The following is a 22,003-nucleotide window of genomic DNA, read 5'->3' as shown; positions in this document are numbered from 1 at the left end:
CGGCGGACCGGCCACTACGTGCCGGGGGCGCCGGCCGGTCCGCCGCCGGGGGTGGGTCCGGGGCCGGGGGTGGGTCCGGGGCCGGGGGTGGGTCCCGGGCCGGGGCCTGATCCCGGGCCCGGCGGGGTGAGCGGGCCGGGGTGGCCCGGGTCGGCGGCGCGGACGGCGCGCCAGGCGGCCATGGAGCGGTCCCACTGGTCGCCGGTCAGCTCGGTGAGGGAGGCGGGGAAGAGACCGTCCTCCTCCTTGGCGATGTGCTCGTGAAGTTCGCCCACGGCGCGGACGAAGGCGGACCGCTGCTCGGCGGTGTCCAGGTCGAGGGAGGCGAGGAACACGGCGAGTTCGCGGTGTTCGCGGACGAGGTTGCCGATGTACCCCACGTACGCGGCGTACTCATCGTGCTTCCCCCATCACCATGAAAAGGCCCTGCTCCTCGCCCGCCCAGTGGGTGTGCAGCCGGGCGGCCATCTCCGCCACGAGGGTCCGGGCGCGGTCCCGTTCCCCGGCGCCGAGGGCCCGGACGGCGTCCCCGGCGAGGTCGGTGACCGCCTCGTGCTCGGCGATGAACTCCTTGATCAGGGGGATCTCACGGCAGCCGCAGTAGTGGCACATGCCGTCGATCGTCACACCGCGCGGCCCGGCCCGCCGTGGCGGCGCGCCCGGAGCGGGACCGGCTTCGGGACCGACTCCGGGGCCCGGGCCCGGAGCGGCGGACTCAGCGCGCGGCCTCCGAGCGGGACCACGGGCGGCACAGCAGCAGGAAGCAGCCGAGGGCGCCGAGCGCGCAGCAGACCTGGACGAGAGCCATGGGGACGGCGGTGCCCTCGCCCGCGATGCCGACCAGCGGGGAGGCGACGGCGCCGATGAGGAAGGAGGAGGTACCGAGCAGCGCGGAGGCGGACCCGGCTGCGTGCGGGGCGCGCATCAGGGCCTGGGCGTTGGTGTTGGGCATGACGAGACCCATCGAGGACATCAGGACGAACAGTCCAGCGGAGACCGGGACGAGCCCCGGGTCGCCGAACACGCCGCTGGTCATGACGAGCAGCGCGAGCGCGCCGCAGAGCATGACGGTGAGACCGATGCCCAGGACCTTGTCGAGGCTGACCCGGCCGACGAGCAGCTTGCCGTTGATCTGGCCGACGACGACCAGCCCGACCGAGTTGATCCCGAAGAGCAGGCTGAAGGTCTGCGGCGAGGCCCCGTAGATCTCCTGGATGACGAACGGCGACGCGGAGATGTACGCGAAGAGCACGGCGAAGGCGAGTCCGCCGGCCAGCGTGTAGCCGGCGAAGACACGGTCCGCGAACAGTCCGCGCATCGTGCGCAGGGCCTCGCCGATACCGCCCGTGTGACGGCGGCCCGGCGGCAGGGTCTCGTCGAGGAAGCGCCAGACGACGAAAGTGAGCAGCAGTCCGACGGCGGTGAGGACGTGGAAGACGCCCCGCCAGTCGGTGATCCGCAGGATCTGGCCGCCGATGAGCGGGGCGGCGATCGGCGCGGCGCCGGAGACGAGCATGAGAGTGGAGAAGAACCGGGCCATCTCCACGCCGTCGTACAGGTCACGGACGACGGCCCGGGCGATCACGATGCCGGCGGCGCCCGCGAGTCCCTGGAGCAGCCGGAAGGCGATAAGCAGTCCGACGGTGGGGGCGAACGCGCAGACGGCGGTGGCGAGGACGTACAGCACCATGCCGATGAGCAGCGGCCGGCGGCGGCCCCACTTGTCGCTCATGGGGCCGACGACGAGCTGGCCGGCGGCCATGCCGGCCAGACAGGCGGTCAGGGTGAGCTGGACGGTGGCGGCGGGGGCCCGCAGCATGTCGGTGACCTCCGGCAGGGCCGGGAGGTACATGTCCATGGAGAGCGGCGGGAGGGCGGTGAGCCCGCCCAGGACGAGAACCAGGAGGAGTCCGGCCCGCCGTGCGGCGGGGGTGGCGGGAGCCGTTCCGGCGGCGGTCGTTCCGGCGAGGCCCGGGGCCGTCGACTTCTTGGACGCGGGCCCCTCGGCCTCGGCCCTGTCGGCTATGCACCCCTTGCCCGTGGACCCGCCCATGGCCCCCTTGCCCGCGGACCCCTTGCCTATGGAGCCGTCGCTCCCCGGTGCGCGCTGTTCCACCGCTCCCCCGCCCGTCCGCTCATCCGCTCGTTTTGTTGAAACCTTCCCTATCGTAGGCATGCACCGGGAACGCCCGACCGGGCAGCGGGTTCGGGCGGACCTGCTTCGGACCGGCCCCCTTAGACCCGCTTCAGACCGGGCCGGCCCGCCTCGGTCACGAAGGACGCGACCGTGCTGACCGGCGCTCCCGGGGTGGACACGGCGGAAACCGCCCGGAAGTCGGCGCGGGCCTCGTGCTTCCCCAGCGCGACCGTCACATAGCCGCGCCGCCCGTGGGCGAAGCGAAGATGCGGGTTGGCTTGGGTGAAGGTGTCGGCGTTGGCGGGCCGGTCGGTCCCGTCGTGTCCGCTGCTGATGGAGGTGGCGACGATCTCGGAGCCGATGGTCCGGGAGGACGGGACGCGGAAGTCCTCCTTGATGTCGAGGGCGTAGGCGACGTGCACGTCCCCGGTGAGCACCAGCAGGTTGTCGATGCCGGTGGCCGCCACCCCGGCCAGGACCCGCTGCCGGGAGGCCGGGTAGCCGTCCCAGCAGTCCATGGAGAGCTTGAAGTCGGCGCCCGGCACGCTGCGCCGCTCGGAGAAGAGCACCTGCTGGGACACGACGTTCCACAGGGCCCGGGAGTCGCGCCAGCCGTTGATCAGCCAGCGTTCCTGGGTGGCGCCGGTCATGGTGCGCGCCGGGTTCTCGGACTCGGGCCCGGGCGTCTGCCACCCGTCCCCGTACGCCTGGTCGGAGCGGTACTGGCGCGTGTCGAGGATGTCGAACTGCGCGAGCGTCCCGAACCGGAGCCGCCGGTAGAGCTTCATGTCGGGGCCGCTGGGCCGCTGCGGCCGGCGCAGCGGCTGGTTCTCCCAGTACGCGCGGTAGGCGGCGGCGCGGCGGATCAGGAACGCGTCGGACGGGCCGTTGTCCTCGGGGACGTCGCCCGCGTAGTTGTTCTCGGTCTCGTGGTCGTCCCAGGTCATGGCGAAGGGATGCGCGGCGTGCGCGGCCATGAGGTCGGGGTCGCTCTTGTAGAGCGCGTACCGCAGCCGGTAGTCCTCCAGGCTGACGGTCTCCCGGTTGAAGACGTCCGGCAGTCTGCGGTCGGTGTAGTGGCGGTTGCCGCCGGTGGCGTTGACCGCGTACTCGTAGAGGTAGTCGCCGAGGTGGAACACGGCGTCGACGTCCTCGTCCGCGAGATGGCCGTAAGCCGTGTAGTAGCCGTCCTGGTACGCCTGGCAGGACACGGCGGCGATCTTGAGCCGGCTGTTCTGGGCCCCTGCCGAGGGCGCGGTGCGGGTGCGGCCCACGGGGCTGGTCCAGGAGCCGGCGAGGAAGCGGTAGAAGTAGTCGCAGCCGGAGGCCAGGCCCGTGACCTCGACGTGGACGGTGTGGTCGAACTCGGGGTGCGCGAGCGTGGTGCCGCGCCGTACGGACTTGGTGAAGCGCCGGTCCCGGGCGAGTTCCCAGCGCACCGGGACCCGGGTGCCGGACGGCAGGCCGCCGCCCGTCTCGTACGGGCGCGGGGCGAGCTTCGTCCACAGCAGCACGGAGCCGGGCAGCGGATCGCCGGAGGCCACCCCCAGCGTGAACGGGTTGTCGCGGATGCGGCGCGGGTCGAGTTCGGCGGCGGCGGCCGTACCGGTGGCCGGCAGGTTGACGGCGAAGGCCAGCGCGACGGCGGCACCGGTGGTCGTGAGAAAGCGGCGGCGCCCGAGGTCGCGGACGGCGCGGCGAAAGACGTCGGTGTGGGACTGATGGTCGGTCATGTTCCCCTCCCCTGACGGATGCTGTCCTTCCGATATTGCAGCCATGCATGGCGACCTCGTGTTGTTGGACGCGCTACTTCCACGTGTCGGGCTAATGAGTTCCCGGCGCGGGGCCGTCGGCTCCGCGCGCGGGCCGCGTCGCAGGCGGGGGAAGGGGTGGGGCTCGCGGGGCGGTCGGGGCATCGCCGACGACCTCGTTCTCCGCACCCGCACCACGCCTCACTCGATCGTGTGGTCGACGCCTGTGGCGCGTTGACGGCGGGGCGTCGGCGGAGTGTCGGCGAGGTGTCGGCGACGCCGTGGATCGCCACCCGGCGGGTGCGGGTGACGGCGGCGGGCCGGCAGGCTTCCTCCATGACCGATCCCCACCCGACGGACACGAGCCGTACGACCGACGTGACCGACGCAGCCGACGCGACCGATGCGGCCGATGCGGCCGATGCGAGGAAACCGACGGACCTGGACACCTGGGACACCGTCGCGGGCCTGCACGCCTGGCTGACGGCTCATCAGGCCCTGCCGCCGGGGCAGGAGGTCCTGCTGCGCGTCCTGAAGCTGTCCGAGGAGGTCGGCGAGACGGCGCAGGCGGTGATCGGCGCGACCGGCCAGAACCCGCGCAAGGGCCACAGTCACACCTGGGAGGACGTCGAGGCCGAACTCTGCGACGTCGTCATCACGGCGATGGTCGCGCTGCGCACCCTCACCCCGGACGCCCGGGAGGTCTTCGCCCGCCACCTGCGCCGGGTCGCGGCGCGTTCGCTGCACTCAACAGGCGCGAATTCCGCCGGAGAGTACCGTTGAAAAGGGGCTTCCGCACTCCGGAGCGAGCTGCTCACCGAATGACCGGGAGGAGCGATGGACACACAACTCGGCTTCGCAGATCACGCGGGCACCGGCCCATTCTGGATCAATCTACAGAATGGCGGCATCGAGCCAGGTTCTCGTGTCACAGCCTCGATTTGCGAGCTCGACGCCAACGGCAATCCCAAGACCGGCGATGCCATCATGAGCATCCAGAACGTGGTCCCGCTGAACGGCCAAGTCGCCTTCCATGTTGCGATCATGCGGGACGCGGTGAATCCCTGGCCGGGCAATCTCCCCTTCAGGGTCAGCTTCGCGTTCGTCACGTGAGAAAGCAGCCGTCAGGACGTCCGGTCGGCACCAAAAGGCCGCCGCCGAGGTCGGTCACGGAGTTTTCCAGTAATGGCGACACTCCACACCCCCTCGCGGGGGTGTGAATGGTTGAGCGACAGACGAGCTGGGCTATACGCCGGGTTTTGTACCCCGGGACCTCGCGGTCGTCGGGGCGACGGCCATCCATCTAGGACCGACGTTGCCGCCGGCCTCGTGCGGTCTACCCGCGAACTCGGGCGGGCAGCCCTCGAACGTTCGCGCAGGGACACCGGAGTGTCCCCTTTTGACCTTGCTCCAGGTGGGGTTTACCTAGCCGCCTGAGTCACCTCAGGCGCTGGTGGTCTCTTACACCACCGTTTCACCCTTACCGAGGACCGAGGTCCCCGGCGGTCTGTTTTCTGTGGCACTGTCCCGCGGGTCACCCCGGGTGGCCGTTAGCCACCACCCTGCCCTGTGGAGCCCGGACGTTCCTCGGGAGGATCCGAAGATACCCACGCGGCCGTCCGCCCGGCTCGTCTGCCGTGCCGACCATGCTACCTGGCGCCACGGGCGCCCCTCACAGGAAGTCGGCGGTGACCAGGTCGAAGCCGAAGGGGTCGGGGAGGGTGAGGGGCTTGCCGAAGGGGACCGTCTGCCGCGCCCGGTAGTCGCCGTCCTCCGGTTCGGCGAACAGCGTCACCGTGGAGTCGTCCCGGTCCACCAGGAGGTAGAAGGGGATGCCGCCGCGGGCGTAGCAGCGGCGTTTGGTGTCGCGGTCCCGGTGCGCGCGGGTCGAGGTGACCTCCAGGACCATGGAGACCCCGTCGCACGGCATCCATGAGTCGGCGCCCCGGAAGAGCCGGCGTTCCCGGGGAGCGAAGGTGCCGTCCGGGATGACACGGTCTCTCGGGGCGCCGGGGACGTCCTTGAGAGTCAGCCCCTTGTTCGGCGCGTACTGCATCCTCGTACGGGATCGCTCGATCATCTGTTCAACGATCAGGCCGATGCAGTCCTCATGGTCCCCGTCCGGCGGCGGCGTCACGACGATCTCCCCTTCGATCAGCTCCGCCCTGAAGCCCTCTGGCGTCTCCAGCGCCAGAAAGCCCTCCAGCAGGACGTCTTCCTGCGTGAGTGGTTCGTGCGGCATGGCAGTCATGCCGTGATCATCGGACATCGTTCTACCGCCGTCCCTGGGATCGCCCCGCTTTGCCCCGATCGTGGCACACGGCCGGGAGGCGGCGGCCCCGGAACGCGCGCTTGACCTTGTCGCGGCGTCAACGTTTCTACTGGGGTCATGCGGATCGGCGAGATCGCCGCGCTCATCGGGGTGACCCCGCGAGCCGTGCGGCACTACCACCGGCTGGGGCTGCTGCCCGAGCCGGCGCGGCGGGCGAACGGATACCGGGAGTACGGGATACGGGACGCCGTCCTGCTCGCGCGGATACGGCGGCTGACGGAGCTGGGGCTCGGCCTCGACGAGGTCGGGGACGTGCTGGCGGGCGACGAGGGGCGGGAGCTGGTGGACGTACTGGAGGAGCTGGACGCCGACCTGGCCCGGCAGGAGCGGGTGGTCCGGGAATGGCGGGCGCGGCTCGCGGAACTGCTGGCCGAGGCCCGGGCGGGGCGGCTGCCGGCCAACGGGCCCGTGTCGCCGGAGCTGGCCGGATGGCTGGCGGAGCCGGGCGGTTTCGGGGCGGTCGCCGCCGGGTCGCCGACGGCCGCCTTGGACCGGGAGATGCTCACGCTGCTCGACACGGTCGTACCACACGGGGAGCGGGCCCGGATGGTGGAGCTACTGCGGGCCACCGCCGGCGACGCCGCCGCGCTCTACGCCCGCCTCGACGCGCTCGCCGACGCCGAGCCCGGTGATCCCCGGGTCGCCCGGGTGGCCGCCGCCCTCGCCGCCCTCGCCGCCCTCGTCCCCGACGAGTTCGCGGTGGGGGTGCCGGACGCCGGCCTCGCCGACGCGCTGTTCGCGGATCTCGCGCCGGCGCAGGCCGAGGCCGTTCTCGGGGGCCGGGGCGGAAGGGGTCATCCGCACGGGAGCGGCGATCCCAGCACCCTTGCCCGTACCGGGCCCACCCGCCTCGGCCTGAGGACTGAGGCCCGAGACCCGAGACCCGAGACCCGAGGCCCGAGCCGCCCCACGCGACCCTCCTCAAGCGCCCCGCCCACCCCACCCCTCACAGCGTGCTGTGCGCCGGGGGCGGTGACACCGGCGCCACGCGGTCCGGCGGCGGGGCGGTGCTCTTGCGGACGACGAGGCTGGTGGCCAGTTCCATACGGGTCACCGAGGGTTCGCCGGCCCGAAGCCGGAGCAACATCTGCACCGCTTCCTCGCCCATCTCGCGCAGGGGCTGGTGGACGGTGGTGAGCCCCGGGCTCGACCAGCGGGCGATCATCACATCGTCGTACCCGACAACGGACAGATCCTCGGGCACCCGCAGCCCGCAGACCCGGGCCGCCTCCATCACGCCGAGCGCCTGGAGGTCGCTCCCGGCGAAGATCGCGGTGGGCCGGTCGGGCAGCCGGAGGAGTTCCATCGCCCGCGCGTAGCCGCCCTCGACATGGAAGTCGCCGAACCGTACGAGGGACGTGTCGTGGTCGAGACCGGCCATGTTCATGGCCGAGCGATAGCCGTCCAGCCGGGCCAGGGAGCAGAGCACGTCCTCGGGGCCGGTGACGATCCCGATGCGCCGGTGGCCGAGGTCGATGAGGTGGCGGGTCGCGGCGACGCCGCCCGACCAGTTCGCGGATCCGACGGACGGGACGTCCGGCTCCGGGTCCCCCGCCGGGTCGATGATCACGAAGGGGATCGACCGCGCGCCGAGCTGCCGCTTGACGACATCGGGGAGCGAGGAGAAGACCAGGATCACGCCGATCGGACGGCGCTGGAGCACGCCTTCGATCCAGTCCGCCGCGGGGGCGTGGCGGGTGCCGCTCTCGGTCAGCACCACGCTCGCCTGGTGGGCCTTGGCCAGGTTCTCGACGCCCCGGATCAGCTCCATCGACCACACGCTGTCCAGCTCGTGGAAGACGAGTTCGATCAGCGGCGCCTCACGGGCGGCACGGGTGGTGCGGCGGTACGAGTGGGCCTCCAGGAGGCGCTCCACTCTGCCGCGCGTGGCCGGTGACACGTCCTGCCGGCCGTTGAGAACTTTCGAAACTGTCGAAAGCGACACCCCGGCCTGCTGCGCCACTTCCGCCAGCGTGATTCGCCGGTTCGCCTCGCCATCTCGCATCCGAGCAGCATAAAGCACCGCGCAACTCCCCTACATAGTCACGCTTTGATAACGCGTCACCGAAGGGTTGACCCACTCACCGGCCCGACCATAGCGTCCGGCCACATGAAATTTCGCTACCTGAGCCGAAACACTTTCGAAAGGTGAGGCGAGCGATGAAGCGTCATACACAGCTCCTGCGAACCGCGGTCGTGGGCGGGGCGTCCCTGGCCATGGCCCTGTCCCTGGCAGCCTGTGGCGGGTCCGGAACATCGGCCGGAAAGGGCCAGGACAAAATCCACATCCTGGTGTACGGCGACGCGACCAACAAGGTCGAGAAGCAGCTCGTCGAGACGTTCAACAAGACGTCCGATGTCAAGGCCGTCCTCGACACCATCCCCGGCGCCGACTACCAGACCAAGCTGCAGACCGTCATCAGCGGCAAGCAGGCGCCGGACGTGTTCTTCAACTGGGGCGGCGGCAGCATCAAGCCGTACGTCGACGCCGGGCTGCTGATGCCGCTCGACGACTTCATCGCCAAGGACGAACACCTGAAGTCCGACTTCCTCCCGTCGGTCTTCAACACCGCGGTCGTCGACGGCAAGGCCTACGGCATCCCCATGCGCGGCACCCAGCCCGTGCTGATGTTCCACAACAAGAAGGTCCTCGCGGACGCCGGCGTCTCCGAGCCGAAGACCTGGGACGAGCTGCTGACCGCCGTCAAGAAGCTCAAGGACAAGGGGATCACCCCGATCGCCCTCGGCGGCGGCGACAAGTGGCCCACCCAGATGTGGTTCCAGTACGTCTACGACCGGGTGGCCGGCCCCGAGCTGTTCGCGAAGGCCCAGGGCGGCGACAAGAGCGCCTGGGCGAGCGCCGACAGCAAGAAGGCGCTCGGCATGATCCGGCAGCTGGTCGACGCCGGCGCCTTCGGCACCAACTACGACTCGGTGAAGTTCACCGACGGCGGCTCCCCCGCCCTCCTCGCCACCGGCAAGGCGGGCTTCGAGCTCATGGGCTCCTGGGAGTACTCCACGCTGAAGGACGGCCACCCGGACTTCGTGAAGACGAACCTGGGCTACGGCACCTTCCCGAGCGTCAAGGGCGGCAAGGGCGACCCGGCCAACCTCGCCGGCAACACCAACAACTACTACTCGGTGCTGAAGTCGACCAAGCACCCCGAGGCCGTCGCCGCGTTCCTGAAGCTCATGTACTCGGACGACTTCGCCAAAGCTCAGCTGGCCATCGGCAACCTGCCCACCACCGTCAACACTCCCCGGTTCCTCGGTGACTCGGACAACCCCGAGTACTCGAAGTACCAGTACGACCTGGTGGCCAAGGCCCCCGGCTTCCAGCTCTCCTGGGACCAGGCGTACCCGCCCGCCGCGGCCACCACGATCTACCAGGCCGTCCAGCAGTTCTTCAACGGCAAGACGGACGCGGACGCCTTCATCGCCGCCATGCAGAGCCTGCCCGCGGCCTGACCTCCGAGGCGCCAGACATGACCCCTACCTCAGCCACCGCCGCGGACGGCACCCGGTCCGCGCGCCGCGCGGACCGTACGAGGAAGACCGCGAAGCCCGGCAAGACCGGGCACACCCCCGCCGGGACGGGCCGCCGCGCCCGCCCCGGCGGGGTGGGCCGCCCGGGCTTCGTCTGGGCGGTGCCCGCCGCCGTCTTCTTCGGCCTGTTCGCCCTCGTCCCCCTGCTCCTGGTCCTCGTCCTCTCCTTCACCCGCTGGAGCGGCCTCGGCGACCCGGAGTTCGCCGGCCTGGAGAACTGGGACAAGCTCCTCGCCGACCCCGTGATGATGGACAGCCTCTGGCTGAGTCTGCTGCTCACCGTCCTCGGCGTCGCCGTCCAGACCCCGATCAGCATCCTGCTCGGGGTCTGGGCCGCCGGGCACCAGCGCAACCGGGCCGTGCTGTCCGCGATCTACTTCGTCCCGCTCCTGCTGTCCATCACCGCGGTCTCCGTCCTGTGGCGGGCCGTGCTCGACCCGAACTTCGGCGTGCCCTCCCAGGCGAAGTGGCTGTTCGGCGACGGCAATCTGCTCGGTGTGCAGGCGGGCGCCATCGGCGTCCTCGTCTTCGTCAGCACCTGGCAGTTCACCCCGCTGCACACCCTGATCTACCAGGGCGCCGCCCGCGCCATCCCCCAGGTCCTCTACCAGGCCGCCCAGATCGACGGCGCCGGCACGGTCCGCCAGTTCTTCCACATCACCCTGCCGCAGCTGCGCAACAGCATCGTGACGTCGATGATCCTCATGGTGGTCGGCGGGCTCACGACCTTCGACACGATCCTGATCCTCACCCAGGGCGGCCCCGGCACCGACACCACGAACAGCGCCTACTACATGTACCAAAAGGGCTTCAAGGGCTTCGACTTCGGCGCCGCGTCCGCCATCGCCCTGCTCCTCATCCTGGTCGCGACGGCCGTCTCGCTGGTCATGGTCCGTCTGACGGGATACGACAAGATGCGCAGCACCATGGAGGGCGTGTGATGCGGTCCCGCCCCAACTACCTGGCCGGATTCGGCTCGTTGATCTGGCTGTTCGTGGTCGGCCTGCCGCTGTACGTGATGCTGGTCGCCACCTTCCAGACCCGTGCCGACTACGCCTCGAACGGCCCGCTCTCCTTCCCCGAGCGCTTCACACTCGACAACTACGTGAACGACCTGAGCGAGGGTTTCGCCCAGTACTTCCTGAACACGGTGCTCGTCACGGCCTCGGTCGTCGGCATCGTCGTCCTGCTCGTCCCGCCGCTCGCGTACGCCATCGTGCGAGGCGACGGCAAGGCCACCGGCCGGATCTTCCGGCTGTTCCTGCTGGGCCTCGCGATCCCGTCCCAGGCGGTGATCGTCCCCGTCTTCTACCTGATCGACCGGGCCGGCCTGTACGACAGCCTCATCGGTGTCGTGCTGCCCACCGCGGCCTTCGCGATGCCCGTCTGCGCCCTCATCCTGACCGGCGTCATGCGGGACATCTCCCCCGAGCTGTACGAGGCCATGACCCTCGACGGGGCCAGTCCCTGGCGGATCTTCCGCCAGCTGGTCCTGCCGCTGTCCAAGAGCGGTCTGTCCACCATCGTGGTGTTCTCCTCGCTCCAGGCGTGGAACGGCTTCCTGTTCCCGCTCGTCCTCACGCAGTCCTCGGAGAACAAGGTCATCACCATGGGCCTGTACGACTTCCAGACGGAACACGGCGTCGACATGCCCGCACTGCTCGCCGCCGTCGTCCTGTCCATGCTCCCCGTCCTGCTCGTCTACCTGTTCGCCCGACGCGCCCTGGTCCAGGGCCTGATGGGAGTCGGAGGGAAATGACCGACGACACGGCCTCCCGGCCGCAGCCCCGAGTCCCGCACCAATCACCGTCCGCCGACGGGCCGTTGCCCGCCTGGCGCGACCGCACGCTGAGCGCGGCCGCCCGCGCCGAGGCTCTGATCGGCGAGATGACGCTGGAGGAGAAGACCGCCCAGCTCGTCGGCGTCTGGGTGGGCGCCTCCGCCGAGGGCGCCGAAGTCGCCCCGCACCAGCACGACATGGAGGAGGCGGTCGACCTCGACGCGCTGCTGCCGAACGGGCTCGGCCAGCTCACCCGCTCCTTCGGCACGCTCCCCGTCGACCCCGCCCTCGGCGCCCTGTCCCTGATGCGGACGCAGGCGCGGATCGCCGCCGCCAACCGGTTCGGCATCCCGGCGGTCGCTCACGAGGAGTGTCTCGCGGGCTTCGCCGCCTGGGGCGCCACCGCGTATCCCGTCCCGCTGTCCTGGGGCGCCACCTTCGACCCCGCCCTGATCCGGGAGATGGCCGAGGCCATCGGCCGCGACATGCGCGCGGTCGGCGTGCACCAGGGTCTCGCGCCCGTCCTCGACGTCGTCCGTGACGCGCGCTGGGGGCGGGTCGAGGAGACCATCGGCGAGGACCCGTATCTCGTCGGCACGATCGCCACCGCGTACGTACGCGGTCTGGAGTCGGCCGGCGTCGTCGCCACGCTCAAGCACTTCGCCGGGTACTCCGCCTCCCGGGCGGGCCGCAACCTCGCCCCGGTCGGCATGGGCACCCGGGAGCGCGCGGACGTGATCCTGCCGCCGTTCGAGATGGCGGTGCGGGAGAGCGGGGTGCGGTCGGTGATGCACGCGTACACCGACACCGACGGCGTCCCCTCGGCCGCCGACGAGGAGTTGCTCACCGGGCTGCTCCGGGACACCTGGGGCTTCGACGGCACGGTGGTGGCCGACTACTTCGGCATCGCGTTCCTGCGGATCCTGCACGGTGTGGCCGGCACGGACGCCGAGGCCGCGGGCCTCGCGCTGGCCGCCGGCGTCGACGTGGAACTGCCCACCGTGAAGACCTTCGGCCCCCCGCTGCTCGAAGCGATCCGGGACGGCCGCGTATCCGAAGAGCTGGTGGACCGCGCGCTCCGGCGAGTCCTCGCGCAGAAGGCCGAACTGGGTCTGCTCGACCCCGACTGGAGTCCCGTTCCGGCCGCACTGCGGGGCGTCGACACGGAGGCCGGACCCGACGCCCTGCGGGGCACGGTCGACCTGGACCCGGCCGCCAACCGGGAGCTGGCCGGACGGGTCGCCGAACGGGCGATCGTCCTCCTGCGCAACGACGGCGTCCTGCCCCTGGACGGCGGATCCGGCACCGATTCGGGGGCCGAGAGCGGGGCCGGGGCCGTGCGGCGGATCGCTTTGATCGGCCCCACCGCCGAGGCGCCCACGGCCGTCCTCGGCTGCTACTCCTTCCCTGTCCATGTCGGCGGGCAGCACCCGGACATGCCGCTCGGCATCGAACTGCCCACCCTCGCCGAGGCGTTGCGGAAGGAGTTCCCGGCCGTCGAGATCGTCGTCGCACCGGGCACCGGAATCGACGACGACAGCACCGAGGGCTTCGCCGAGGCCGTCGCGCTGGCCCGGGGCGCGGATCTGGTGATCGCCGCCCTCGGCGACCGCGCCGGGCTCTTCGGGCGCGGCACCAGCGGCGAGGGATGCGACGCCGAGTCCCTCGAACTGCCCGGCGCGCAGGGCCGGTTGCTGGACGAGCTGCTGGACAGCGGTACGCCGGTGGTGACGGTCCTGCTGGCCGGCCGGCCGTACACCCTCGGGCGCGCGGCCGAGGAGTCCGCGGCCGTCGTGCAGTCGTTCTTCCCGGGCGAGTCGGGCACGGCCGCGCTGGCCGCCGTCCTCAGCGGGCGGACCGCGCCGAGCGGCCGGCTGCCGGTGAGCGTGCCGCGCCGCGGGGGCGCCCAGCCGTCCACGTATCTGGCCGCGCGACTGGGCCACGCGGCGGAGGTCTCCAGCATCGACCCGTCCCCGGCGTTCGGTTTCGGGCACGGTCTGACGTACACCACCTTCGCGTGGAGCGACCTCACGGTCGAGAACGCCGAGGCGCCCACGGACGGCGCGTTCCGGCTCGCCCTCACGGTCGCCAACACGGGCGAGCGGACCGGCACGGAGGTCGTCCAGCTGTATCTGCACGACCCGGTGGCCTCCGTGGTCCAGCCCGTGCGGCGGCTCGTCGCGTACGCGCGGCTCGATGGCCTGGAGCCCGGGGAGAGCCGGCGGGTCCGGATGACCGTCCCGGCGGATCTCTCCTCGTTCACCGGTCGGTCGGGGCGGCGGATCGTGGAGCCGGGCGAGCTGGAACTGCGCTTCGGCGCCTCCAGCACGGACGCGCGGCTGACCGCCCGGGTGACCCTCACCGGTCCGGTGCGGGAGCTGGACCACCGGCGGCGGCTGCACGCGGACGTCGAGATCGGCTGACGACCCGCTCGGGCCTTCCGCCCGGAACACCGGTCGGCTCCGCCGCCCGTACCCAGGTGGGTACGGGCGGCGGAGCCGTTGTTCGTACGGTCTTGATGGCTGTCCGACCCTGATCCGCCGGACAGCCCCGAGGCGGCCGACCGATCAGCCGGTCAGCCGGTCGGCCAGGTCAGGAGGCGGCACACGAGACGGTGGGCCAGGTCTGGTTGCCGTTGTGCTGGATGGTCATGCCCCAGTTGTTGCCGCTGCCGTTGGGTTTGGCCACCAGGGTCTGACTGGTCGGGTACGAGGCGGTGATGTTCCAGGTGGACAGGACCTTCGCCGGGGACGGCACGTTGACCGTGACGGTCCAGTTGCTGGAACCGCTCACCGCGACGTTCAGGTTGTAGCGGTCGCTCCACGAATCCCCGGCCGACAGGGTCGCCGAACAGCTCGTACCACCGCCGCCACCGCCGCCGTTGCCACCGCCGCTGTCGGTGCCGCCCACGGTGATGTTGGAGCTGCCGCTGCTCTGGTAGCCCTCGGTCGCCATGATCATGTAGTTCATCGTGCCGAGATTCATCCCGGCGTTGGCCCAGGCGTCGAAGTGGTTGCCGGTGGTGATGGTGCCGCCGGTCCGCTTCGACTGGCGCACGCTCCAGTACTGGTCGAAGGTCTTGTTGCCCTCGATCGAGGGGGCGTTGTAGCGGGTCGTCTTGTAGATGTCGTACGTCCCGCCGTCCGAGGTGACCGTGCCCTTGAACGTACCGGTGGGCCGGTAGGAGCCCCAGTTGTCGACGATGTAGTACTCGACGAGCGGGTTGGTGGACCAGCCGTAGAGCGCCAGATAGGCGTTGCCGGAGGTGTTGAAGGTGCCCGAGTAGGTCACCGCCTTGCGGCCACCGGTGGACCAACCCTTGCCGGACACGAAGTTGTTGGTGTTGCTCCACTGGGTGCTGTACTGACCGCCGCTGCCCATGTCCATGGACACGGAGCCCTGGGTGTCGGTCCAGAAGGAGTAGTAGTAGCCGTTGTTGGTGCCGGTCTGGTTGGTGTTGACGATGGTGCCCGCAAGGGCGGTCGCGGGCACCAGGAGCGCTGTCAGGAGCGCGAGGACGGCGATGCAGGCGGCTCGGACGAGCGCGCCGAATCCGTCGGTTCCGGTTCGTTGCATGGCGGTGCTTCCTCCTCGTACACGGGGTGAAGGTCATCCGGATGCTGTGGCGGGATCCGCCAGCCAGGAATATGCGACCCTGCTCACTCGATGTCAATACTTTCGACAACAGCCCCGAAACTTTCGAATCGAGGAAATTGACCCTTCGGCGCCAATTCCCCAGCTCACCTACCCCACCTGCATTTTCCTGCCGAATAGCAGGCTGCCGAAGATCCGACTCCACTCGACCAAGTCGCCGAAACTTTTCGAATGGCCGATGGTGCGGCACCCCCTAGGCTTGAGCCTCCGTATACGTGAAGGAGAACCACCGTGCTCGTCCTGTTGCCGCCCTCCGAAGGAAAGGCCGCCTCGGGGGACGGGGCGCCGCTCAAGCTGGAGTCGCTGGCGCTGCCCGGTCTCACGCAGGCGCGGTCGGCGGTCCTGGACGAGCTGGTGGAGCTGTGCGTCGCCGACGAGGAGAACGCGCGCGCGGTGCTGGGCCTGAGCGAGGGGCTGCGCGGCGAGGTGGCGAAGAACGCCGGGCTGCGCACGGCAGGGGCGCGGCCCGCCGGGGAGATCTACACCGGGGTGCTGTACGACGCGCTCGGCCTGGCGACGCTCGACGCGGCGGCCCGGGAGCGGGCGGGCCGTTCGCTGCTCGTGTTCTCCGGACTGTGGGGCGCGGTGCGGGTGACCGACCACATCCCGTCGTACCGCTGCTCGATGGGTGTGAAGCTGCCGGAACTCGGCGCGCTGGGCGCGCACTGGCGCGGCGCGATGGCCTCCGTCCTGCCGGAGGCGGCGGGCGACGGCATGGTCCTGGATCTGCGCTCGTCGGCGTACGCGACAGCGTGGAAGCCGAAGGGCGAGGTCGCGGCGCGCACGGCGACCGTACGGGTGCTGCACGCGCCGACGCGGAAGGTCGTCAGCCACTTCAACAAGGCGACGAAGGGCCGCGTCGTCCGGGCGCTCCTGGAGTCGGGCGCGGAGCCGGCCGGGCCCGCGGAGCTGACCGAGGCGCTGCGGGACCTGGGATACGTCGTGGAGGAGACCGGCAAGGCCGGGGCCCTGGACGTCCTGGTGGACGAGATCCACTGAGACCCTCGCCGGGCGTTGCGCTGTGCGCAACGCCCGTACCCCTGGCCCGCGAGGCGGCGGCCCTGCGCGGCGCCGCCGCCGTCAGGTGAACGCGACGGCGGTGTGGTCGACGACCGGCCGGAAGCCGAGCCGCTGGTAGAGGGCGTTGCTCGTCGGGTTCGCACGGTCGGTGAAGAGCACCACATGCGCGGCGCCCGCGTCGAGCGCGGCCCGGCTCGCCGCGCCGGTCACCCCGCCCGCGTACCCCCGGCCCCGGTGGGCGGGCGGCGTGTAGACGAGCGAGACCCGCGCCTGACCGGCCACCACCGGGGACACGCTCGCCATCGCGACGGGCTCGCCGGCCACCTCCCACAGCCACAGCCGGCCGGCCGCGACCCGGCCCTCGACGGCGGCCGTGTAGTCGGCGTCCGGGTCCTCCCCGATGACCCGCGCGAACTCCCGCGTCCACCCGACGGCCGACGGCACATCGGCGGGCTTCGCGAGCCGCACGGCACCCACCGGGGCGGGCTCCGGCGGTGCGAGCTCCCCGAGGCGGAACAGCCGCACCCCCCGCTCCGCCGCCCACGCCCGCCCGGTGGCCTCGGCGGTGCCGGCCTCCCCCCGTACCGCCGCGACCTCGCCCACCCCGGGCAGCACCTCGGCCAGCGCCCGCGCCGCCTCGTCCCCCGTCATCCCGAGCTGCACCACCCGCCCCGGCAGGACCACCACGACCCCGGCCACGCGCCCGTCGACGGGATCGCGCCACCAGCCGCGCGGGCCGGTGATCTGCCCGGGGGTGTCGATGAGGGTGAGGAGCGCGGTGTTCCGTACGGGATCGGAGGAGAGGTGGGGGTGGACGGTACGCCGGAAGGCGGTGTGATCGTCGGTGAAGTGCCAGCTCATCCGCTGATGCTGAGCCGGACCACCCCGGAACGCCAGCTGTTTTAAAGAATCCCCATCATCACCCCCACCCACCCCTCCCCACCCACGCGCCGCACCCGTCTCCTCCCCCTCCACTCAAGCGGGAGGGGTGCGGGGCGGTGCGCCACGACGCGGACGGGAGCGGGGGCCGGGAAGGGGGTCGTGTTCGAAACGTAAAGCGTGATTTGTGGCGCGGAACCAGCAACGCCTCACGCACAAGTCAGGCGACCGCGCCGTAAATCATGCAGTGCAGAACACGACCCCCGGACCGGCCCCCGCGCACCCACCACGAACCCCAGCGCACCACCCCGCAACCCCGAACGCGCCCCCACGCCCCGCCCCGCCCGCCCGCACAGCGCAGCGTCACCCGCACCACCACCCGCACAGCAGCGCGCAGCGCCCCGCGCTAACGCAAGTGCGACGTGTCGTTCAGCAGCCGCACCGACGCGTTGCCGTCCGCGTAGTACGCCACGGCCGAGATCGACGCCGCGGAGAGTTCCATCCGGAACAGGGACTCGGGCGGTGCTCCGAGGGCGAGTCGGATCAGGGTCTTGATGGGGGTCACGTGGGTGACGAGCAGGACCGTGCGGCCCGCGTACGCGGCGGTGAGCCGGTCGCGGGTGGTGGCGACGCGGCGAGCGACGGTGGCGAAGCTTTCGCCGCCGCCGGTGGGCGCGGCTTTCGGGGAGGCGAGCCAGGCGTCGAGGTCGTCGGGGTGGCGTTCGCGGACTTCGGCGAAGGTGAGGCCTTCCCAGGCGCCGAAGTCGGTTTCGCGGAGTCCGTGGTCGACGTGGACGTCGAGGCCGAGGCGGGTGGCGACGGCCTGGGCGGTCTGGAGGCAGCGGGTCAGCGGGGAGCTGACGATGGCCTGGATGGTGCCGCGTGCGGCGAGTGCGGTGGCCACGGCTTCCGCTTGGCGGAGTCCGGCGGGCGAGAGTTCGGGGTCGGCGCCGCCGCTCCCGGAGAACCGCTTCTCGGGGGTGAGCGCGGTTTCGCCGTGGCGCAGCAGGACGAAGGTGGCGGGCGCGCCCATGTCGGGACCGGCCCAGCCCCGGGCACCGGAGGCCCCGGCGGCGGGAGCGGGCTCGGAGGTGAGGGGGGTGCTCTCGGGATGGGCGGCCTCGGCTTCGAAGTCGCCCGCGGCCGTCTCACGGTCCCTGGTGGCCGCGGTGGCGAGGGAGGCGCGGGCCTGCGCGGCGAGGGCTTCGTCGGGCGGGAACAGCCCGTCATCGGCGGGGCCGGCAGGGCCGGTGGAGCGGGCGGTGGACGACCCCGCGCCCGCACGAGACGAGCCCGCACCCGACAAGCCCGCACCCGACGAGCCGGCGCCAGGCGCCCCCGCACCCGCCAGCGCCGCGCGCGCCTTCGCCGCGCCGGCGGTCGCGTCGCCCGCGGCCTTGCGGGCCGCGGCCAGGTCGGCGGTGTGGTCGATGGCGGCGCTCGACCCGGCGGGGCTCCACTGCTCGCCGCGCCGGCCCGCGTCCATCGCCTCGTTGGCGAGCCGGTCGGCGTGCTTGTTGCGCTCGCGCGGGATCCACTCGTAGCGGACCCGGCCGGGCGGGTAGATCCGCGCGGCCTCGGCGGCGAGCGGCTTCATGTCGGGGTGCTTGATCTTCCAGCGCCCCGACATCTGCTCGACGACCAGCTTGGAGTCCATGCGGACGTGGACGTCGGCGTCGGGGAACAGGTCGATCGCGGCCCGCAGCCCGGCGACGAGGCCCTTGTACTCGGCCACGTTGTTGGTCGCGACGCCGATGAACTCGGCGCGCTCCGCGAGCGTCTCGCCCGTCGCCGGGTCGAGGACGACGGCGCCGTATCCGGCGGGTCCCGGGTTGCCCCGGGAGCCACCGTCGGCCTCCACGATCAGCTCGCGTGGCGTGGTCATCGCAGGCAGTCCCCGTATTCTCCGAGCCGGGCGGGCCGGACTACAGGCCGGACTCGGAGGTGCGGACGAGGATCCGGCCGCAGTTCTCGCAGCGGACGACCTCGTTGGTCGCGGCGGACCGGACCTCGTTGAGCTCGGCGATGTTGAACTCGATGTGGCAGCCCTCGCAGCGGCGCTGGTAGAGCCGGGCCGCGCCGACGCCGCCCTGCTGGGCGCGCAGCTTCTCGTAGAGCTTCATCAGGTCGGCCGGGACGGAACCGGCGACGAGCTCGCGCTCCTTGGTGACGGAGGCGGCGTCGGCGTCGAGCGCGCCCAGGGCGGCGTCGCGGCGCGCGGTGGCGTCGTCGGCCTTGGCCTGGACGGCGGAGACCCGGTCGGTCAGCTCGGCGACCCGCTCCTGGGCGGACTCGCGGCGCTCCATGACCTCCAGGACGATCTCCTCCAGGTCGCCCTGGCGGCGGGCGAGAGAGGCGATCTCGCGCTGAAGGCTCTCCAGGTCCTTCGGGGAGGAGACGGCACCGGAGTCGAGGCGCTGCTGGTCGCGGGCGGCGCGCTGGCGCACCTGGTCGACGTCCTGCTCGGCCTTGGTCTGCTCGCGGGCGCAGTCGCTGTCCTCGGTCTGCGCGGCGACGAGCAGGTCGCGCAGCTGGGTGAGGTCCTTGTTCATCGACTCGATCTCGGCGTGCTCGGGCAGCGACTTGCGCTTGTGCGCGAGCTGCTGGAGGCGCACGTCCAGGGCCTGGACGTCGAGGAGTCGGATCTGGTCGGCGGGCGCGGCGTTCAGTTGGGGGCTCCAGAAGAAGTGTGGTGGGAGGACCAGGGGTCGGTGACCGTCTTCGAGACGTGGACGCGCAGGTCCCAGCCGTGACGGTCGGAGATCGTGTCGAGCTGGGCGGCGGCCTGCTCGCACCAGGGCCATTCGGTGGCCCAGTGGGCGGCGTCGACGAGCCCGAGGGGGGAGTGCTGGGTGGCCTCGGAGACGGGGTGGTGGCGCAGGTCGGCGGTGAGGAACGCGTCCACACCGGCGGCCCGCACGGCGTCGAAGAGGCTGTCGCCGGAGCCGCCGCTGACGGCGACCCGGCGCAGGGTCATGCCGGGGTCGCCGGCCACCCGGATGCCCTGCGCGGTGGCGGGCAGCCGCTTGGCGGCGCGGGCGGCGAACTCGGCGAGGGTCTCGGGCTGGTCCAGTTCGCAGATCCGGCCGAGGTTGTTCTCGGGGACGAGCGGACCGGTGACGCGCAGGTCGAGCGCGCCGGCCAGGGCGTCGGAGACGCCGGGGTCGGCGGTGTCGGCGTTGGTGTGCGCCACGTGCAGGGCGATGTCGTGCTTGATCAGCGTGTGCACGACGCGGCCCTTGAAGTGGGAGGCGGCGACGGTCGTCGTCCCCCGCAGATAGAGCGGGTGGTGGGTGACGAGGAGGTCGGCGCCGAGCCGGATCGCCTCGTCGGCGATCTCCTGAACGGGGTCGACGGCGAACAGGACACGGCGGACCTCGGCGTCGGGGTCGCCGCAGACAGTGCCGACGGCATCCCACTGCTCGGCCCGCTCGGGCGGCCAGAGGGCGTCGAGCGCGGCGATGACTTCAGACAGACGGGGCACGGAGGAAAGGCTACCTGCCCGCCGCGCTCCGCCGTCCTGGCCTGTGGACAAGTGGGCGGGGCGCCGCGCTCCGGCCTGGGGACGACACACCCGCCGGGGGCCGCGTACGAGGCTCGTACACCGTACGCCTCGCGCTGTACGGCGTACGCCGCGACCCGTACGACGTAGGGCGCGCCCCCTACGTCGTACGACAGCGCCCGGGACCGTACCCCCGCTCGCTACTTCTTGACCAGGTCCGCCCGCAGGTCGTCGAGGACGGAGAACGCCGCCGTGACACCGAGGCCCAGGTACCAGGTCTCGTCCGGGACGTCCTTGGCCTGGCCGGCCTTGACCGCCTTGAGGTTCTTCCAGAGCGGGTTGGCCTGGGCGGTGTCGCGCTTGGTCGCCTTGGCGTCGCCGTACACGCCGGTGAAGATCCAGTCGCCGTCGGCCTCGTCGATCTTCTCCGGGCTGACCTCGACCGCCAGATCGTCCACCTGCTGGTTGGCCGGCCGGGGCAGGCCGGCGTCCTGGAGGATGGTGCCGATGAAGGACGCCTTCGCGTAGAGGCGGATCTTGCCCGGGAGGTAGCGGACCATCGAGATGGTCGGCTTGTTCGGGCCGATGTCCTCGCCGAGCTCACGCGCCTTGGTCTCGTACGAGGAGAGCAGGGACTTCGCCTGGGCGGTCTTGTCGAGGGCGGCGGCGTTGAGCAGGTAGTTCTCCTTCCAGGTGAAGCCCGGACGGATGGAGAACACGGTCGGCGCGATCTTCGACAGCGCCTCGTACTTGTCGGCGGCTCGCAACTGGCTGCCGAGGATGAGGTCGGGCTGGAGGTTGGCGATGGCCTCCAGGTTGAGGTTGTTGATGGTGCCGACGGACTTCGGGGTGCCGGCGTCCTTCTTCAGGTAGCCCGGGATGCCCTCGTCGCCTTCGGAGGGGGCGTAGCCAACGGGCTTGACGCCGAGGGAGACGACGTTGTCGAGTTCGCCGACGTCGAGGACGACGACCCGCTTGGGCGCGGCCGGGATCTCGGTGCTGCCGAGGGCGTGGGTGACGGTCCGCGGGAACTGGCCGGCCTTGGCGCCTGTCCCCATGGCGGCCGTCTTGGCGGCGGCGTCGCCGAAGTCCTTGCCGCCGACGGCGACGTCCTTCTTCTTGTCGCTCTCGCCGCTCTTCCCCGCGCCGGCGCCCTGGGCGCCGTCACCGCCTCCGCCACAGGCCGCGAGGGTGAGCGCGGCGGCGAGAGCGAGGGCGGCGGCAGCGGTGCCGCGACGGCGGAGGGACATGACGGGTCTCCTGTCACGTGCGGGCGGAAAGACGGAGGGCGGGAGGGACGGGCCCGAGGGGCCGAAACGGCTGAAATGACCGACTCGGCTTGCCCGGTACCATCGACGCCCCCTCACCGAGCCCGTCAACTCAACTTAGGTTCGCCTTACCT

Annotated in this window: 19 protein-coding genes, 1 other RNA gene and 1 pseudogene; 8 read left to right on the top strand and 13 right to left on the bottom strand. The window is 71.5% G+C overall.

Annotation, left to right across the window (positions count from 1 at the left end; all coding sequences use genetic code 11):
• Positions 1 to 14: 14 nt before the first annotated feature.
• From ACGFRB_RS06765 to ACGFRB_RS06750, 4 genes are all read right to left on the bottom strand, one after another.
• Positions 15 to 380, bottom strand: a complete 366-nt coding sequence (locus ACGFRB_RS06765; protein ID WP_393239952.1) for a hypothetical protein — start codon at positions 378 to 380, stop codon at positions 15 to 17.
• A gap of 13 nt (positions 381 to 393) precedes the next feature.
• Positions 394 to 612 (bottom strand): hypothetical protein, encoded by a 219-nt coding sequence (locus tag ACGFRB_RS06760; protein ID WP_393239949.1) that lies wholly within the window; start codon positions 610 to 612, stop codon positions 394 to 396.
• 103 nt (positions 613 to 715) lie between these two features.
• On the bottom strand, positions 716 to 2,176 hold the full coding sequence (locus tag ACGFRB_RS06755) for a multidrug effflux MFS transporter (RefSeq protein ID WP_393239946.1): 1,461 nt from the start codon (positions 2,174 to 2,176) through the stop codon (positions 716 to 718).
• A 59-nt stretch (positions 2,177 to 2,235) separates the two neighbouring features.
• Positions 2,236 to 3,870: an alkaline phosphatase D family protein gene (locus ACGFRB_RS06750; protein WP_393239943.1), complete on the bottom strand. Its 1,635-nt coding sequence runs from the start codon at positions 3,868 to 3,870 to the stop codon at positions 2,236 to 2,238.
• A gap of 354 nt (positions 3,871 to 4,224) precedes the next feature.
• Between ACGFRB_RS06750 and ACGFRB_RS06745 the strand changes: the two genes are divergently transcribed.
• Together ACGFRB_RS06745 and ACGFRB_RS06740 are read left to right on the top strand one after the other, a co-directional pair.
• Positions 4,225 to 4,671, top strand: a complete 447-nt coding sequence (locus ACGFRB_RS06745; protein WP_393239940.1) for a MazG-like family protein — start codon at positions 4,225 to 4,227, stop codon at positions 4,669 to 4,671.
• A 54-nt stretch (positions 4,672 to 4,725) separates the two neighbouring features.
• On the top strand, positions 4,726 to 5,001 hold the full coding sequence (locus tag ACGFRB_RS06740; protein WP_393239937.1) for a hypothetical protein: 276 nt from the start codon (positions 4,726 to 4,728) through the stop codon (positions 4,999 to 5,001).
• A gap of 119 nt (positions 5,002 to 5,120) precedes the next feature.
• Here ACGFRB_RS06740 and rnpB read toward each other — a convergent pair.
• An RNA gene (gene rnpB, locus ACGFRB_RS06735) (RNase P RNA component class A) lies at positions 5,121 to 5,519 on the bottom strand.
• Positions 5,520 to 5,560: 41 nt separating this feature from the next.
• Positions 5,561 to 6,139, bottom strand: coding sequence for a Uma2 family endonuclease (locus ACGFRB_RS06730; RefSeq protein WP_393239934.1), 579 nt, complete (start codon positions 6,137 to 6,139; stop codon positions 5,561 to 5,563).
• 138 nt (positions 6,140 to 6,277) lie between these two features.
• Between ACGFRB_RS06730 and ACGFRB_RS06725 the strand changes: the two are divergent.
• A pseudogene (locus ACGFRB_RS06725) lies at positions 6,278 to 6,991 on the top strand (MerR family transcriptional regulator); the annotation flags it as partial.
• A 175-nt stretch (positions 6,992 to 7,166) separates the two neighbouring features.
• On the opposite strand, the gene ACGFRB_RS06720 reads toward ACGFRB_RS06725, so the two are convergent.
• On the bottom strand, positions 7,167 to 8,225 hold the full coding sequence (locus ACGFRB_RS06720; protein WP_363005141.1) for a LacI family DNA-binding transcriptional regulator: 1,059 nt from the start codon (positions 8,223 to 8,225) through the stop codon (positions 7,167 to 7,169).
• Positions 8,226 to 8,380: 155 nt separating this feature from the next.
• On the opposite strand from ACGFRB_RS06720, the gene ACGFRB_RS06715 reads away from it, so the two are divergent.
• The 4 genes from ACGFRB_RS06715 (at position 8,381) to ACGFRB_RS06700 (ending at position 13,969) form a co-directional block, all read left to right on the top strand.
• A complete protein-coding gene (locus ACGFRB_RS06715; RefSeq protein WP_393239929.1) occupies positions 8,381 to 9,688 on the top strand; it encodes an ABC transporter substrate-binding protein in 1,308 nt (435 codons plus the stop codon).
• A 17-nt stretch (positions 9,689 to 9,705) separates the two neighbouring features.
• Positions 9,706 to 10,707: a carbohydrate ABC transporter permease gene (locus ACGFRB_RS06710; protein WP_393239926.1), complete on the top strand. Its 1,002-nt coding sequence runs from the start codon at positions 9,706 to 9,708 to the stop codon at positions 10,705 to 10,707.
• On the top strand, positions 10,707 to 11,525 hold the full coding sequence (locus ACGFRB_RS06705; protein ID WP_393239923.1) for a carbohydrate ABC transporter permease: 819 nt from the start codon (positions 10,707 to 10,709) through the stop codon (positions 11,523 to 11,525). The genes ACGFRB_RS06710 and ACGFRB_RS06705 overlap by 1 nt, the downstream gene beginning before the upstream one ends.
• 128 nt (positions 11,526 to 11,653) lie before the next feature.
• Positions 11,654 to 13,969: a beta-glucosidase gene (locus tag ACGFRB_RS06700; RefSeq protein ID WP_393240584.1), complete on the top strand. Its 2,316-nt coding sequence runs from the start codon at positions 11,654 to 11,656 to the stop codon at positions 13,967 to 13,969.
• 169 nt (positions 13,970 to 14,138) lie between these two features.
• On the opposite strand, the gene ACGFRB_RS06695 is transcribed toward ACGFRB_RS06700, so the two are convergent.
• On the bottom strand, positions 14,139 to 15,122 hold the full coding sequence (locus ACGFRB_RS06695) for a glycoside hydrolase family 11 protein (protein ID WP_393239920.1): 984 nt from the start codon (positions 15,120 to 15,122) through the stop codon (positions 14,139 to 14,141).
• 309 nt (positions 15,123 to 15,431) lie between these two features.
• On the opposite strand from ACGFRB_RS06695, the gene yaaA reads away from it, so the two are divergent.
• Positions 15,432 to 16,199 carry a peroxide stress protein YaaA gene (gene yaaA, locus ACGFRB_RS06690; protein ID WP_393239917.1) on the top strand — a complete coding sequence of 256 codons (768 nt, stop codon included), beginning with the start codon at positions 15,432 to 15,434 and terminating at the stop codon, positions 16,197 to 16,199.
• Positions 16,200 to 16,280: 81 nt separating this feature from the next.
• Here yaaA and ACGFRB_RS06685 read toward each other — a convergent pair whose 3' ends face one another.
• The 5 genes from ACGFRB_RS06685 to ACGFRB_RS06665 all read right to left on the bottom strand — a co-directional run bounded on the left by ACGFRB_RS06685 (position 16,281) and on the right by ACGFRB_RS06665 (position 21,851).
• Entirely contained in the window at positions 16,281 to 17,081 is an 801-nt protein-coding gene (locus ACGFRB_RS06685; protein ID WP_393239914.1) for a GNAT family N-acetyltransferase, read from the bottom strand.
• A gap of 424 nt (positions 17,082 to 17,505) precedes the next feature.
• A complete protein-coding gene (locus tag ACGFRB_RS06680; RefSeq protein WP_393239911.1) occupies positions 17,506 to 18,984 on the bottom strand; it encodes a bifunctional RNase H/acid phosphatase in 1,479 nt (492 codons plus the stop codon).
• Between the two features lie 40 nt (positions 18,985 to 19,024).
• The gene (locus ACGFRB_RS06675) at positions 19,025 to 19,768 is read right to left on the bottom strand and encodes a zinc ribbon domain-containing protein (protein WP_393240581.1); all 744 of its coding nucleotides are present in this window, start codon (positions 19,766 to 19,768) and stop codon (positions 19,025 to 19,027) included.
• Positions 19,765 to 20,583, bottom strand: coding sequence for a Nif3-like dinuclear metal center hexameric protein (locus tag ACGFRB_RS06670; protein WP_363005157.1), 819 nt, complete (start codon positions 20,581 to 20,583; stop codon positions 19,765 to 19,767). The genes ACGFRB_RS06675 and ACGFRB_RS06670 overlap by 4 nt, the downstream gene beginning before the upstream one ends.
• Before the next feature lie 218 nt (positions 20,584 to 20,801).
• The gene (locus ACGFRB_RS06665) at positions 20,802 to 21,851 is read right to left on the bottom strand and encodes an ABC transporter substrate-binding protein (protein WP_393239907.1); all 1,050 of its coding nucleotides are present in this window, start codon (positions 21,849 to 21,851) and stop codon (positions 20,802 to 20,804) included.
• Positions 21,852 to 22,003 lie beyond the last annotated feature (152 nt).

It is taken from the genome of Streptomyces sp. NPDC048718, from assembly GCF_043198875.1.
Classification (GTDB): domain Bacteria; phylum Actinomycetota; class Actinomycetes; order Streptomycetales; family Streptomycetaceae; genus Streptomyces.
The sequence above is the reverse complement of the archived record's forward strand: the minus strand, read 5'-3'. Positions and strand labels throughout refer to the sequence as shown.